This window comes from Bythopirellula sp., assembly GCF_041737835.1.
GTDB lineage: Bacteria > Planctomycetota > Planctomycetia > Pirellulales > Lacipirellulaceae > Bythopirellula.
Genome location: NZ_JBGSQY010000040.1, coordinates 124,073 through 140,261, shown reverse-complemented (window position 1 = coordinate 140,261; position 16,189 = coordinate 124,073). Strand labels below are relative to the sequence as shown.

General features: G+C 57.0%; 9 protein-coding genes. All 9 read left to right on the top strand.

The window, feature by feature from the left end:
• Window positions 1-16: 16 nt before the first annotated feature.
• The 9 genes from AC6T8Q_RS12155 to AC6T8Q_RS12115 are packed head-to-tail and all read left to right on the top strand — an operon-like array spanning window position 17 to window position 16,003.
• Window positions 17-2,224: a BatA domain-containing protein gene (locus tag AC6T8Q_RS12155; RefSeq protein ID WP_500679333.1), complete on the top strand. Its 2,208-nt coding sequence runs from the start codon at window positions 17-19 to the stop codon at window positions 2,222-2,224.
• Window positions 2,221-4,701 (top strand): VWA domain-containing protein, encoded by a 2,481-nt coding sequence (locus AC6T8Q_RS12150; RefSeq protein WP_500679332.1) that lies wholly within the window; start codon window positions 2,221-2,223, stop codon window positions 4,699-4,701. Before AC6T8Q_RS12155 ends, AC6T8Q_RS12150 begins: the two co-directional genes overlap by 4 nt.
• Before the next feature lie 8 nt (window positions 4,702-4,709).
• Window positions 4,710-6,947: a hypothetical protein gene (locus AC6T8Q_RS12145; protein WP_500679331.1), complete on the top strand. Its 2,238-nt coding sequence runs from the start codon at window positions 4,710-4,712 to the stop codon at window positions 6,945-6,947.
• A 16-nt stretch (window positions 6,948-6,963) separates the two neighbouring features.
• A complete protein-coding gene (locus AC6T8Q_RS12140) occupies window positions 6,964-8,820 on the top strand; it encodes a hypothetical protein (protein ID WP_500679330.1) in 1,857 nt (618 codons plus the stop codon).
• Window positions 8,821-8,825: 5 nt separating this feature from the next.
• On the top strand, window positions 8,826-9,878 hold the full coding sequence (locus AC6T8Q_RS12135; RefSeq protein WP_500679329.1) for a hypothetical protein: 1,053 nt from the start codon (window positions 8,826-8,828) through the stop codon (window positions 9,876-9,878).
• Between the two features lie 14 nt (window positions 9,879-9,892).
• A complete protein-coding gene (locus tag AC6T8Q_RS12130; RefSeq protein ID WP_500679328.1) occupies window positions 9,893-11,125 on the top strand; it encodes an NPCBM/NEW2 domain-containing protein in 1,233 nt (410 codons plus the stop codon).
• Window positions 11,122-12,924, top strand: a complete 1,803-nt coding sequence (locus AC6T8Q_RS12125; RefSeq protein ID WP_500679327.1) for a S1C family serine protease — start codon at window positions 11,122-11,124, stop codon at window positions 12,922-12,924. Before AC6T8Q_RS12130 ends, AC6T8Q_RS12125 begins: the two co-directional genes overlap by 4 nt.
• Window positions 12,924-14,024, top strand: a complete 1,101-nt coding sequence (locus AC6T8Q_RS12120; RefSeq protein WP_500679326.1) for a S1C family serine protease — start codon at window positions 12,924-12,926, stop codon at window positions 14,022-14,024. Before AC6T8Q_RS12125 ends, AC6T8Q_RS12120 begins: the two co-directional genes overlap by 1 nt.
• Window positions 14,021-16,003 carry a PDZ domain-containing protein gene (locus tag AC6T8Q_RS12115; RefSeq protein WP_500679325.1) on the top strand — a complete coding sequence of 661 codons (1,983 nt, stop codon included), beginning with the start codon at window positions 14,021-14,023 and terminating at the stop codon, window positions 16,001-16,003. The genes AC6T8Q_RS12120 and AC6T8Q_RS12115 overlap by 4 nt, the downstream gene beginning before the upstream one ends.
• The last annotated feature ends 186 nt before the right edge of the window (window positions 16,004-16,189 follow it).

Below are 16,189 nucleotides of genomic sequence, written 5' to 3'. Positions count from 1 at the left end.
ATTAGAAAGTTGTTCGTTGTCATTTTTGTTTCAATCGCTGCTTTGGATCGGTCTGCCGTTGGTGGCCGCGCCGCTGTTAATCCATTTGATTAACTTGCGTCGGCATCAGCGCGTCGAATGGGCGGCGATGGACTTTCTGCTGGAAAGCCAGAAACGCAACAAGAATTGGATCCGGCTTAAGCAACTCCTGCTATTGCTGCTGAGAACCTCGGCGATTTTGCTCGTGGTATTGATGCTCGCTGGGCCCGTGTTGATGTCGCAATGGGGCAGTTTGCTGGGAACCGGTCAGACGCATCACGTCGTGCTGCTCGACGATACCTATTCCATGGCTGACCGCTGGCAGGACACGAGCGCTTGGGATCAAGCCAAGCAAGCCGTCGGCGAGATTCTCGAGCAAGCCACTGCGAGCGGCGGCAGTCAGAAACTCACGCTGATGCGATTTTCGCAAGCCGCTGATGCCACGGCCGGGCAAGGGCTGGAATTTGCCGACAAACCGCTCGACCGCGAAACGCTCGATCAGGTGAACTCGCTGCTGGAAAGAACGACCGCGAGCGAAACCGCCGTGGGGCCGGTGGAAGTCATCCAAGCCGTGCTGGGACTGCCCGCAACGACCGCGGAATCGAAGATCGTGTATTTGATTTCCGACTTCCGCAATCGCCAGTGGGCCAACAATCCCCAGGCGAAACAAGTTTTGGGCGAGCTCCGCGAACAGGTTTCCGACTTGCATCTGGTGCAAGCCATCGACGAAACGCGGCCCAATTTGGCGATCACGCAACTGGAACCCGAGTCCGGCATCCGCGCGGCCGGCGTCGAAACTTGGATGCTATTGTCGGTGGCCAACTATGGCGATGAACCCGCCGTGGCGGTGCCGGTGAGCATTTCGCAAGACGGTCATAAACTGCCTGCGGTGGAATTCGATGAAATTGGTCCCGGGGAAGAAGTGACACGACGATTTCGTGTCGCATTTCCCACAGCGGGCCCCCATGAACTCGAAGCCCAAATCGCGAGTGATGCCGTCACGACCGACAACAAACGGTTTTTCGCCTGCGATGTGCCCAACACGTTTCCGTTGTTGCTGATCGACGGCTCGCCCGCCGGGGATGACGGCTACTATTTGCGCACCGCGTTGAGCCCTGGTTCCAGCAAGCCGGGTTGGAGCCCGCGGGTCGAGCCCCCCAGCTTTTTACGCGATCACGACGAGCTGAAAAAATTCGCGGCGATCTTTTTGCTCGATGTCCCCCGCCTGGACGATGCTGAGGTCACCGCGTTGGAAGATTACGTCAAACAGGGTGGTGGCCTAGCCATCTTCTTGGGCCCGGAATGTCAGCGCTCGTTTTATAACGACCATCTTTATCGCGATGGCACGGGTTTGATGCCGGTGCCACTGGAAGTGCCATCCCAACTGTTGAGCGACGGTGCGGAAGAGACGCCCGACGTGGTGGTGACCGATCACCCCGTGTTCCGGATTTTTGCCGGCCAGCGCAACAGCTTTTTGTCGGTCGCTCAAGTGAACTTTTATTACGCGACCGCGCCGCAAACTTCGGGGGACAATCCCGACGTGCGTGTGATCGCCCGCTTGCAGAACGAAGCCCCCTTCGTGGTGGAAAAGAAATATGGCGCGGGCCGTGTTGTTGTGCAGCTGAGCAAGTTGTCGCCCAAATCGACCGACCTCGGCGTGTGGAGCAACTGGAGTTTGAATCCCGTATTTCCCGTGGTTGCCAATGAACTGGCCGGTTACCTCACCGCGGGCGAACGCGAAGCCGACGTCGAACAGGTCGGCAGCGACATTGCGTTTGATTTGCCGGAAGATGATTATGAGCCTGAAGTGCAAGTTCGCACGCCTGCGAGCGATGCGCTCGTGACGCTCACCCCGCAAGCCAAAGATGGCCGATATGTGGTCGATGCCGGCCGTGGCCAGGTGAGTGGTGTTTGGCAATTCGCGTTGCAGCCCCGGCAGCAAGCCCCCGCGAGCCATTTGGTCGCCGTCAATGTGGCCAATGGTGAAGGCGACTTGCATCACATGGATCGCGCGGCCTTGGCCAACGAACTCACTGGGATCGACTACCAATTTTCGTTGGCGTCGCAAATGACCGCCGCCGATGATCAGCTCGCCGGTTACCGCTTGGGCGACACGATGCTGCTTTTATTGTTGGGGGCACTCCTCGCCGAGCAGTGGCTGGCGTACAAAGTGAGCTATCACAGTCCCATGGGGAGCCGGTCATGATCCCCACGCTCCCCATCAATTTGCTGTTTGCCGCTGCTAGTGACGCCACAGCACCCACGCGCGAACTCGTGACCTACGAGTTTCGGCGGCTCACGCAATTCGATGACCCCCGCATCTTTTGGGCGATGCTCACTGTACTGGCCGTGTTGATCGCAGCCTATATCGTGTGGCTCTACCGCCGTGAAAGTTTGACGCTCTCCCCTGCCCTGCGGCTGGTTTTTCCCGTGCTGCGAATCGTTGCGTGGACCGGGGCAATCCTGTTTTTCCTGGGACTCGAAAAGCGGGTCGATCAACAAATCGTTTCCGATTCGCAAGTCGTATTGCTTGTCGACACCAGCCAAAGCATGTCGGTGGCCGACGTGAATGCTGAAAGCCGGCAGCCGCTCACCCGTGGCGAAGCGGTCGCACAAACGCTCGAAGAGTCGCCGCTGGTGAAATCGTTGCGCGAACGGCACAAGGTTTCGCTCGCCACGTTCGACCGCAACTTGCGGCAGATTCGCAGTTGGGATCGCGGCACCGATACTTCGGAAAAGCCTGCTGAAACGGCTGGTGATTCGCCACAGGCGTTGCAGCCTTTGGATTGGGAAGATGCCCTGCAACCGCGCGGCGTCGAAACTCGGCTTGGCGACGCTTTGAAGGGGACACTCGATCAACAACGCGAAGGTCCGCTCGCCGGGATGATTGTCATCACCGATGGCGTGCAAAACAGCGGCATCGAACCGCTCTCCTTGGTCGAAGGGGACGAGCAATCGTCCGTGCCGATTTACACCGTCGGAATTGGCTCGAACGAACCTCGCCGCAATTTGCGAATTCAAGAACTGAGCGCCCCCTCGCGGGTGTATCCCGAGGATCGCACGATGGTGACGGCAATGATTCAGGGCGAAGGCTTTGCCGGCCGCACCGTGCCGGTGCAACTTTACGCCCGCGAAGCGGAATCTAAAGACGCCGTTCCCGCGTTGGTGGGTGAAGCCCAAGTCACGTTCTCAGAGGATTCGGAAATCTTGCCCGTGGAGTTCCCCATCGAGCCCGCCGAGATTGGCCGCTTGGCGTTGGAGCTGCGCATCATGGCGCCGCGCGAAGATCAGTATGCCGGAGATAATGAGCGCGAAGTTGAGGTAGAAGTCGTCGAAGCCAGCACCCGCGTGCTGTTGATCGCTGGCGGTGCTTCGCGTGATTATCAATTCCTGCGGAATCAATTGTTCCGCGATCGTCATGCCACGGTCGACGTGTGGATTCAATCCGCCGACGGGGGCATCTCGCAAGAGGCCGATCATATTCTCAATGGTTTTCCGAGCACCCGCGAGGAACTTTACAACTACGACGCCATCGTGGCATTCGATCCCAATTGGGAACTGCTCGATGCCGAGCAAGTGGAAATGCTCGATTCGTGGGTTGCCGAAGAAGCCGGCGGCTTGATTGTCGTGGCTGGCCCCATCTACACGCTCAGCTGGTCGCAAAGCCCCGAACTCGGCAAGATCCGCGCGCTCTATCCCGTCGAGTTCCAACGCCGCCTGACTTTGCTCGACGATGGACTCTATGGCAGCAAGACACCGTGGCCCATTCTGTTCACTCGCGAAGGGGAAGAAGCCGAGTTTTTATGGCTCGCCGATGATGCCGTCGAAAGCCGCGTCCGTTGGGAAGAGTTTCCCGGCGTGTATGGCTGCTATGCCGTGAAAGGTCCCAAGCCGGGGGCGCGTGTGCTGGGCTACTATGGTGATCCCGACGCGAGTCTTTCGGGCGACTATCCCGTTTATATGGCCGAGCAGTTTTATGGCAGTGGTCGTGTCTTTTATTTAGGGAGCGGCGAGCTGTGGCGATTGCGTTCACTCGATCCGGCGTATTTTGAAGTCCTCACCACGCGACTTATTCGCCATGTCAGCCAAGGCCGGTTGCTGAAAGGTTCGTCGCGGGGGCGCTTGCTTGTCGAGCAAGATCGTTATTCCGTCGGCGATGAAGTCGTTGTGCGGGCGCAACTTTTGTCGGCGAGCCGCGAGCCGTATCTGGCCGATCAAGTCACCGCCCAAGTCGTGGAAGATGGCGGCCGCAGCAGCAATCTCGTGATGCAATCCGATAAAAGCCGACCGGGGAACTATATCGGCCAGTTCACCGTCAAACGGGAAGGCTCCTATCGCATTCAACTCGCGGTGCCGGATGCGGTGGACGAACAACTCGTGCGGCGTATTCAAGTGGTGGTTCCCGATTTGGAATTCGATCACACCCGCCGTAATGATGAACTGTTAGCGGCACTGGCCGATCGCACCGACGGAAAGTATTACACAGATTTGACCGCCGCTGTGAATGGCACCGACGATCTCAAACCGATCGGCGAGCTCATCGAAAGTCGAGCCGAGACGCGCACCTTGCGTGGCACGCCCGACCCGGTGTTTGGTGAACGATGGAACAAGATTTTGCTCGCCGTCATTTGTGGCGCATTGTGCCTGGAATGGCTGCTTCGTAGGTTGGTGAAACTCGCGTAAGAAAGTGTATGGCCTCCGCTTCCCTATCCACTGCAATACCCAAGACGATTGCCCGTAAGGTGCAGTGGTTGCGGCTGCTCGTGCGCGGATATGTGGCCGTCGAGGGTCTTGCGGCGACGACGATTGCCGCGGGACTCGCCTTTTGGATCGCTCTGTTCTTGGATTGGTCGTTTGAACCGAGCGCTGCGCTGCGCGTGATCATGTGGGCCATTGCCGCCGCTGTGGTCGGCTTTGTGGCGTGGCGGCAATTTTTCTCGCGGTTCTTTGCCCGGCTCTCCGACAACAACATGGCCTTGCTGTTGGAACGGTCGTTTCCCCAGATCAATGAAAGCTTGGTCACAACGCTGCAAGCCGCGCACAGCCGGTTTAGCATCTCACCGCAGCAACGCGAATTGCTGACCAACACGAGCAACCAAGCCAGCCACCGATTGCAAGAAGTTTCGCTCACCCGAGTGTTTCGGTACCAGCCATTGATCTGGAAGTGTTTGGCGGCGGTCGCACTCGTGGGGTCCATCGTCGCCTTCGCTACGCTGCGTGCCAACGCGTATCACTTCTGGCTCGACCGGATGGCCCTGTCTCATGATCTTTGGCCGCGGCAAGTGCAGCTCGCGGTCGCGGGTTTCGACGAAATTGATGGCGAGCGAGTTCGCAACGTCGCCCGCGACGATGACTTTGAATTGCAAGTACTGGCTTCGCTCACAGACAAGCACGTTGCCCCCGAGCAAGTTGAGATTCGTTATGAACTGGCCGATGGTCGCCGGGGCCGCGATACGCTGACTCAAATCGGTGCCGCGGTCGCTGGGCAAGATGATGCCCAAAAGTTCCATTACGATTTCAAGAATCTCTCCGGCGATATTTCGTTCGACGTGATCGGCGGCGACGATCGTATCCGCGATCTGCGATTGCATGTGGTTGAACGCCCCCAGATTTTGCAGACGGCCGTGGAATGCGAATTTCCAGCCTATTTGGATTGGGCACCGCGTTCGATTCCGTTCACGGGGCGGGTCGAAGTCCCTTACGGTTCGCAGATTGTATGCAAGGCCGAGGTCAACAAGCCGCTCACAGAGGTTCGCGTTTACGACCCCGCGACCAAAGAAGAAATTACCGCGGAGCTTTCCAACGACAAGCCACGTGAATTCAGCTTCCCGCTCTCGACGATTAAAGAAGACCGCATCCTACTCGTTGATTTGCGCGATCAGGACGGCGTCGTCAATCGCGAACCGTATCGTCTGATGGTCGCAATGGTGCCCGATGAACTCCCCGAGGTCGCGGTGCAACTCCGCGGCATTGGCGCGGCGATCACTCCGCAGGCGACAATTCCACTCGTTGGGACGATTGTCGACGATCACGGCGTGGCACAAGCCTGGATCGATGGTCAAGTCGATAAACAAGAGCCGCAGCGCCGTCCGCTCGATAACATTGCCGACACGAGCCGCGAGAATGTCGAGCTCGGCCAGTTTGATTTGGCGGCGATTGATCCCGAAACGCAGGAACGATTGCTCGTCTTGAAGCCGGGGCAACAAGTGACGCTCTCGGTCAAAGCGCAAGACGCCTATGACTTAGACGATGCACCACACGTCGGTTCCAGCCAGCGGTTTGTACTCGACGTGGTGACTGACTCACAGTTGCGATCGCTCTTAGAAAAACGCGAGTTAGGTCTACGGCAACGGTTTGAAGCGTTGCACGAAAAGATGGTTTCAACACGCGAATTGCTCACGCGGATTGAACTCAATCCCCAAGGCGAGGACGGCAGGCCGTTGAGTGCCGATGAAATCGCTCAGCTCAAGGAACGCGATAAACTGCGGGTCGTGGGTATTTTGCAGAATGTGTCGCAACTTGGCTTCGAGACGTTTGGCGTGGCCGAAGGGTTTGAAGATATTGTCATCGAACTCGAAAACAATCGCATTAACACCGAAGAGCTCACGCAACGCTTGGGCCGCGATATCGCCGAACCGTTGCGGGTCGTGGCGGCGGATTTGATACCCGAGCTAGAAAAACGTGTCCAGAAAATCCCCGCGGCCCTCGACGACGATAACGGAAATGCCGACGCGCTTTCCACGGCAATTATCCAGTCCGATGAAGTTGTCGCGGCCATGCAGCGCATTTTGGACCGCATGCTGGAGCTGGAGAGTTACAATGAATTGGTGGACTTGTTGCGCGGGATCGTGGAAGACCAGAAGCAATTGAGCGAAGAAACCCGAGCCCAACGCCGCGAGCGACTGCGTAGTTTGCTCGATGAGGAATAATCGAGAGCGAAGACCGATGATCCAAGTTTTCAATCACTGGCGATTCTTTTGCATGAGCGTGGCGCTCATGCTCACGCTCGCGGTCGGTTCACTCTTCGCTCAAGAAGAAAAACAGAAATCGGATCTGGCCACGCAAGAGCAATCCCTCTCCGAACGTTACGATCGCTTGGAACTCTTGGCCGGTCGATTGGCAGAAATGTCGAAGGCAACGCAACCTCGCCGGGCGGAACTCTTGCAACAACTCGTGGCTCGTAGCCGTGAGAAAGATTTGCCGGGTCGCTTTGAAGCGATTGTCGAGGCGCTCAAGACCGACGATCTGAGCAAAGCGAACGACGGTCAAACGTCTTTGCAAACCGATCTGCAAGCGATGCTCGAATTGTTGCTTCAGGAAGATCGCGATCGGCAGATCGAATCCGAGCGGCAACGCATCAGCAAGTATCTGGCGGAACTCAACAAAGTGATTCGCCAGCAACGCGGAATTCGCGCTCGCACGGCGGGTGGCGATAACGAAAAAGAGCTCAGCGACGAACAAGATCGCACGGCCGACAATACCAAACAGCTGGGCAACAAGATCGAAGAGACCGAAGTCAGCGAAAAAGACAACTCCTCGGAAGCTGATTCAGAAGGCAAAGAGTCGGATGCCAAGAATTCCGATGGCAAATCCTCGGAAGGCAAACCAAGCGAGTCCGATTCCAAGGACGGCAAGCCTGGTGAGCAATCGAAGTCGGATAAAGAGCAATCTTCAAAAGAAGGTGCATCGCAAGACAAAAAGCCCGGCGGCTCCGAATCCAAGGAAGGCCAAGCCGGTGAGAAATCCGAATCGGAGTCAAAGCCGGGCGAACAACAAGCGGGTGAACCCAAGCCGGGCGAATCCGATTCGAAGGAATCAAGCGAATCAAAACCAGGCGAGTCGCAGTCGGGCGAAGGACAGCCCTCAGACTCCAAGCCCTCCGATTCCCAATCCCAAGGTTCGTCGAGCGAATCCCAAGGTCAGTCCGGCGAAGCTGGCGAGAGCGGCGAATCGTCAGAGAGCCAAGAGCAACAAAAATCGCAAAGCCCAGGCGAAAAAGCGGTTCAGAAACTTCGCCAAGCTCAACAAAAGATGAAGCAGGCAGAAGAACGCTTGAAAAAAGCCGAACGTGAAAAGGCAGTCGAAGAGCAAGAAGCCGCGCTGCGGGAACTGGAGCAAGCCAAGGCCGAACTCGAAAAAATCCTCAGGCAACTGCGTGAAGAAGAAATGGAGCGGATGCTCGTGCTGTTGGAAGCCCGCATTCGCAAGATGCTCGACGCACAGAATGAAGTTTACGATGAAACGGTCAAGCTCGACCAAACGACCAAGCAGATCGCTCATCACGAACTCGAAATCGCGAGCGCAAGCTTGGGCCGCAAGGAAGATCAAATCGTCAACGAAGCCGATCGCGCGCTGGTGCTTCTGCGTGAAGATGGCACGTCGGTGGCGTTTCCTGAAGCGTTGCAGCAAGCTCGCGAAGATATGCAGACCGTCGCCGAGCGGTTACGCCGCGTGAAGCCCGACAAGATTACGCAGGGGCTGGAAGAAGATATTATCGCCACGCTCGAAGAAACGCTGGCGGCTTTGCAGCAAGCGCTCAAAGAACTGCGCGAGCAGAAGGCCTCGCAACAAGGCGGCGGTGGCGAACCCGGCGAGCAAGCTCTGGTAGACCAGTTGGCCGAATTGCGTATGATTCGGGCATTGCAAAACCGGGTGAACGATCGCACCGAGTTTTACGACAAGATTATTCTCGAAGACCGCACGTTTGAACCGGAGCTACGAGAAGCGCTCGACGGCTTGGCGGAACGCCAGGAACAGATTTTTGAAGCGACCCGCGACTTGGATCAAGGCACCAATCGATAACAGACATGTTTTCGCACACTGACAAAACTTGGTTGGCCGTTGTCACGCTCATCTCTGTGAGTATGGTTGCGCCCGCGCGGGCGCAATTGAGCTTCGAGCCGAGTTGGCAACTGCCCGCTTATGAAGATGTGCGGGGAGAGGTGTTCGAGTGGATCGATCAATCCGAGGCCAACGCCAAGTTAAAACAAGAAGCGCGGTCGCTGTGGCCGTCGGTGGCATTGCGAGAAATGGATGGCCCGGCACTGCTGGATAGCGTGGTCGAAACTGCAGCCCTGCTCGATCCGCAAGTCGCCGAGTTGGTCAAACAAAGCAATGCCGAGGTGCAAATTCCCAAAGCACCCGACGTGAGCTGGATCGGCGACAGCGATTTGCCGGCGTTCGTTCAGCAGAACCTGCGGCTGTATGTGGCCCGCTGGCTTGGCCAGCAAGCGATGTACGATGAAGTGCTCGAAACGGTTGGGGACATTAAGCCCGACGACGTTGTCGACCCGGCCAGCTTGTTGTTCTATCGAATGGTGGCCTACCATCAAATCGTCGAGCCCGATCAAAGCCGTGTCGCGCTCGTGGAACTATTAGAACACGAAGATCAACTGCCAGTGCGTTATCGTCAAATTGCCGAGATGATCCGCCAAGATCTGGCGGGGCTTAAAGATGAGTCGCTCGATCACATTTCGCGTCGCATGAACGACGTCCGTCGGCGGCTGGAATTGGGCGAAGCGGGTAAGACGGTTCAAGTCGTCGAAAAAGGGGTGTCCGATTCGCTCGACAACATGATCAAGAAGATTGAAGAGCAACAAAAGCAACAACAAAGTGGCGGTGGTGGCGCGGCCCAAGGTTCCACACCGATGCAAGACAGCCAACTCCCCGCGATGCAAGCTCCCGGCAAGGTCGATCCCAGCGACATTGGCCACAAGTCGGGTTGGGGGGATTTGCCCCCCAAGGAACGCGAAGAAGCGATGCAACAAATTGGCCGTGAATATCCCGCCCACTATCGCCAGTTGATCGAACAGTATTTCCGCGATCTGGCCGATGAATCAACCAACGAGCCTCAGAAGTAACCCCGCCGAAAAATATGTCGCGAATTTGTTCCCTAACCCGCTGTGTGATTGTGTCGCTGCTGTTTTTATCAACAGCTTGGGCGCAGCAGGTCGAGTTCACCCAGCTCGATGGTAAAAAATCGACCGGAGAACTCACCGATTGGCAAAGTGATCAGCTGACCATTGAAGTGGAGGGAAAAGCCACCACGATCCCTGCCAGGGATTTGCTGGCCGTGCGAATGGTCGACGCTCCCGTGGCCAAGGTGGTCTTCACGCCAACGGTCGAATTGGTCGATGGCACACGCATACCGTTCACCGAGTTCACAGTCGCTGATCGGCAAGCCAAAATCTCGACGACACTCTCACCGCAGACGATCACGATCTCCACTCAGGAGATTCGCGACGTGCAATTCGTGGCTTTGAAAGACGGTACGCAACCGTGGCAGCAAGATCTTACTGCCGACGTGTTGGTCATCACCAAGAAGGATTCCGATCAAACGGAAACGCTTGAGGGAGTCATCGGCGACGTGCTGCCTGAGCAGGTATTGTTTTCCTGGGATGGGGACACGATTCCCGTCAAACGGACCAAGATCGCGGCTTTGGGATATTTTCACGCGCAAGCGGCTGAATCCACCGAGCCGGTTTGTTTGTTGCAACTCGCATCGGCAGCGTTACTGCCTGTAGCTAAGATCGAGCAATCGGGTGATGAACTGCGCGTAACGACCGTTGGCAAATTGGAATTCACACTGCCGCTGGCTGATATCATCAGCGCCGACTACTCTCTCGGAAAGCTGACCTATTTAAGCGACCTTGAGCCGCTCACCTCAAGTTGGACGCCACTTGTGGCGCTGCCCACAAGTGCGGAATCAATTCAAAATTTCGGTGAGTTCCGTCGGAACATTTCCTTCACGGGTTCGCCACTCACGCTCTCGTGGCCCGGCAAAGATAACACTGCGCTCACGACTTACGATAAAGGGTTGGCGATTCGCAGCCGCTCGGAACTTGAATATCGACTGCCTCGAGGTCTGCGGCGATTCGTGGCAATTGCGGGGATCGATCCGCAAACCCAATCCCAGGGGAGCGTTGATCTGGCAATCGAAGTCGACGGCGCCCAGGTCTTCAAGCAAACCATCGACGGCACCGCCGAACCGGTGGCCATCGATTTGGATATTGCCGGCAAACAGCGACTCAAGCTGATCGTGGACTATGGAGAGAACCTCGATTTGGGCGACCGGCTACACGTGGTCGACGCACGATTGGTGAAATGAAATACCCGCTACTAATCAACTGTTGTTTGCTGCTGGCTGCGTTCGGGGGAATTGCGCGTGGCGAAGTCACGCCTGATCCGCAGGTGCTTGCCACCGAAGCCGAGCGCGTGGAAGTCGTGAAGCGGGCCTCAGCCGCCGCGGTCGCCATATTTGAGTCGAGCGGCCAAGGGGGTGGTTCAGGCGTGTTGATCACGCCTGATGGTTTGGCGCTCACCAATTTTCACGTCACAGCCCCCTGTGGCGCGACGATGAAATGCGGACTCAACGATGGCCAGCTTTATGATGCAGTGATCGTGGGCCTAGATCCCGTGGGCGACGTCGCCTTGATTCAATTGCTCGGTCGTGATGATTTTCCCACGGCGGAGCTGGGCGATAGCGACAAGGTGCGCGTCGGCGACTGGGCTTTCGCGATTGGCAATCCGTTTTTATTGGCCGACGATTTTACTCCTTCCGTCAGCTATGGATTTATCTCGGGTGTGCATCGCTATCAGTATCCCGCCGGCACGCTGCTGGAATACGCCGACTGTCTGCAAACCGATGCGGCGATCAACCCCGGCAATTCCGGTGGCGCTTTGTTCGATGCCGACGGCAAACTCATCGGCATCAACGGCCGTGGCTCGTTTGAAAAGCGTGGCCGTGTGAACGTCGGCGTCGGTTATGCTATTTCGATCAATCAGATCAAGAAATTTCTCTCGCACCTTGAAGCGGGACGGATCGTCGATCACGCCTCGCTGGGCTTCACCGTGAGTACCGGCGAGATTGGCCGCGTAGTGGTCGACGACATTCTGGAAACCAGCGACGCCTATCGCCGTGGATTGCGTTATGGAGATGAAATCGTAGAGTTCGCCGGCCGTGAAATCACAACGGCCAATGCGCTCAAAACGGCCCTTGGCACATTCCCGCGTGATTGGGTCACAACACTCACGTATCGTCGGGATGGTCAGAATCACAAGGTGACTGTGCGACTGCCGGGAGTGCATGACCCCGCGCAGCTGATCGACATGATTCAAAAACAAGAAGCGGAGCCTATGGAGCCCTCGGAGGAGAAAAAGCCCTCCGATGATCCGTTGGAAGAGCCCAAGGAAGGCAAAGAAAAAAAGCCGGGCATGATTCCCGATCTGCATAAGCTGCTCAAAAAAGAGCCCGAGATGCCTGCGGCGGTGAAAGCGCGTTACGAAGAAGTTCGCGGCTATGCCAACTATTGGTACAACCGGCAGAAGCAAGAGGAACTTTGGAATAAGTTTCGTGCAGAAAACCATCTGGAACAAATGGGCACGGCTTGGCAACTTGCTGGCACCAACAAGGATGGCGAGTTCACGCTCAAGATTGGTCCTGACCGAGCGGAGATGCGTTTGCCCACGGGCCAGTTTGGCGCGGTGTTCGCCGGTGAACTCGATACGCAATTGAGTCCCCCCGGCTCTGGAGGGTTCTTATTGTCGCTGCATCTCTGGCAGCGGATGTTCGACAAAGGCCTGCAGAAGTTCGGCGAAGTGTTTTATCTCGGGCAATTACCGCTGGGCGAGAATGGCGAACTGGTCGATTGCCTGGTCGGCTATCATGCGGGCCTCGAATTTCGTCAACTCTTTTCACCGGCCACGGGTGAGCTCGTGGGCCTGGAGATGTCGCCGTCCGATGATGCCGACCCCTGCGTGATTCATTTCTCAGACTACGGCGAAGTTAACGGTAAGCGTTTGCCCAAGCGGTGGCGAGTACGTCACGGCGATAAGGAGTTTGCCGACTTGCAAATTACTTCTTGGCAGATTGATGCTGTGGCCCCTGCCCCGGAGGCGACCAACTGATGAGGCGCGCCGTCTGCAAATGGATTTGTTGGTTGGCAACGCTGCTCGTCATCGGCGATTTGCAGGCTCAAGATCTGCACAAAGTCATTCGCCAAGCACAGCAAAAAGTCGTCAAGATTTATGGTGCGGGCGGTTTGCGACAAATGGAGTCCTATCAGTCGGGCATCATTGTTTCGCCAGAAGGGCATGTGCTCACGACGTTGAGCTATGTGCTTGATACCGATGACCTGGCAGTGGTGCTTGATGATGGGCGAAAGTTTTTGCCCGAGCGTGTGGGGACCGATCCTTTGCGTGAACTGGCGCTCTTGAAACTGCCGCTTGAAGAAGGGGAAACCGTTCCCTACTTTGATCTGAAACAAAAGCCCGAAGTGGCCATCGGCGAACGTGTGATGGCCCTCAGCAATTTATACGGCATCGCCGCGGGTGATGAACCGGTGAGCGTGCTGCAAGGCATGATCACCGCGATCGCGCCGCTCGATGCGCGCCGTGGTTCGTTTGCCACGACTTACCGTGAAAATGTCTACATCACTGATGCTTATGCCAACAACCCCGGTGCGACGGGTGGGGCGCTGGTGAATTGGCAAGGCGAACTCTTGGGCCTGTTGGGCAAAGAACTCAAAAGCCGCGTCACGGGCACGTGGCTCAACTATGCTTTGCCGGTGACGAGTTTCGCCGAGAGCGTCGACAACATGATTGCCGGTCGCGCGAATAACGTCGAACCGCCGTCGCAACTTCCCGAGGATTCGCTGAGCCCTGAATTGCTCGGCATTCGATTGATTCCCGATGTGTTGCGGCTCACGCCCCCTTACATCGACGCCGTGCGGCAAGGCTCGAGTGCCGAGCAAGCTGGCTTACGGCCGGATGATTTGATCGTGTTCGCCGCAGGCAAGCAAATCGCTTCCTGCCGAGCGCTTGTTGAAGAATTGTCATATCACGATCAACGCGAGGAAATCGATCTGGTTGTGCTGCGCGATGGCGTGATTGTCGAGACGAGTTTGCAACTCGCGGAAGAACCTGTTGCAACTTCTGAAGACTCGCCAGCAGAAGAAACGAGCACAGACGAACCCACCGCGGAAGATTCCGAGGAGGCCGCGCCGTGAATTGCAAAGCCTTTTTCGTGATGTTGGCGTTGTCCCTAACTGCGACTGCTAGTTATGCGGCGGATCGCGATTACGCTCTCGAACAACAAGCCATCAACCAAGCCACCCAAGCGGTTGCAGATTCGGTCGTCCAGATTCGGACGGTGGGTGGTTTCGAGCGCATCGGTGAAACGACGGTATCACAAGGTCCATCAACCGGTTTGATCGTGACCCCCGATGGCTACATCGTGTCGAGCGCGTTCAACTTCGCACAGCGGCCGAGTTCGATTCTCGTGACGCTTCCCAATGGCAACCAACTCTCCGCAGAGTTGGTGGCTCGCGATCTCAATCGCATGTTGGTGCTGCTGAAAGTTGAAGCCGAGGACAAACTCCCCGTGCCGACGTTTGTTCCTGAGCGGGAGATCGCCGTGGGGCAATGGGCCTTGGCGTTGGGACGCACGTTTCAGACCGACAAAGTCGATACTTCGCTGGGGATTATCAGCGCGCTCAATCGCATGCATGGTCGCGTGGTGCAAGCCGATGCCAATGTCTCCGCGGCTAACTATGGCGGACCTTTGGTCGATATTCGCGGCCGCGTGTTTGGGGTACTCGTTCCCATGTCACCGCAACCGGCGGGCGCTGGGGCGGAAAGCGAAGTCGCCGGCGCCGAGTTTTACGACTCCGGCATTGGCTTTGCGGTACCGCTGGAGCATGTCCTCACAACGCTTGATCGGTGGAAGAAAGGCGAAGATTTGCTTCCCGGCAAGTTGGGCGTAGCCCTGAAAGCGGGCAGCCCCTTTGTCGAACCGCCGGTGATTCATACAGTATGGCCCGGTTCCCCGGCGGCTGAGGCGGCTTGGCAGACGGGCGACACAATCATCGCGGTCGATGGTAAAAGCGTGGCCACACAGTCGCAACTTCAGTTTTTGACCAAGCCTCTCTACGCGGGGGACACGCTAACAATTTCCTTGCGACGCGGCGAAGGGGACAAAGCGGAAGAACTCGACACCGAAATCACGCTCGCCGGCGAGTTGCCACCCTATCGCCATGCCTTCTTGGGCCTCTTGCCGAAAGCCGAGCCGAAAAAAGCGAAAGACAAGGGAGTTGTCGTGGCCCACGTGTGGCCCGGTTCCCCCGCGGCCCGCGCAGGTGTTGAAATTGCCGATCGGCTGACGAAAATCAACGACACGGAAATAGCACATCTTCCCGCGGCTTTGGCGGCACTGCGAGCTTTGCAACCCGAGGAAGAAATCAAGCTTACGATCATGCGCGATGACAAAGAGCGAGAGCTCTCGACCGAGCTCACGACTCTGCCAGACAACATCCTGACGAGCGTCGATCTCGATCAACAGGGCTCGCTCAAACCTGCCGAGCCGCGTGAACTGGAAACCTTGAAGCTGCCGCAATTTCCGCAAGAGGCCAAGTTTCTCATGCCGGATAAGAATCCGGATCAGCCCGGGCTGTTGGTTTGGCTTCCCGAGAAAGGTGAAGAGGAAGAGGCGGCGCTCGCCAAGTCATGGCAAGCGGTTTGCGATGCGCAAGGATTGGTGCTCTTGATGCCGCGGCCGAGTGGCGAAGATGGTTGGCAGTTTGAAGACTTGGAATATCTCGACAACTTGGTCCGCATGGCGAAGGGAAAATTCAACGCCGATCCGCAGCGGACCGTGATCGCCGGCAGCGGCAAGGCGGGCCAAGTAGCCTATGCCCTGGGGCTGCGGCGGGCCGATGAACTGAGCGGCGTGATTGCCGACAATGCCCCCCTCCCCCGCACGCTCACGATCCCCGACAATTCGCCGTCGAATCAACTCTCGCTACTGACCATCATGTCGGCGAACTCAAGCTTTGCCCCGCTCGTGAAGCAAGACATCACGCAGCTTCGCGAGAAAGGGTTCGTTGTAAGCATCCTCGAACGCCCCGCGGCGACTGACGAAGGTCAGCTTCTCGATGCCAAAACCCGAGCAGCGCTGGTTCGTTGGATCGCGGGGTTGAGGCGGTTTTGAACCAGGGGAGTCATCCTGAGAGAGGCTTGCCGACCGAAGGATCTGGCCTCTCGTACCCTCACGTATTGAAGACGTGTAGGTCAGGAAGCTAGATTCTTCTGTCGCCTAGGCTCCCTCAGAATGACGGAATTTTTCCGCCAAGATACCATCCTCCCCGGCGAATAGCGAACAACACGAAATCATAAT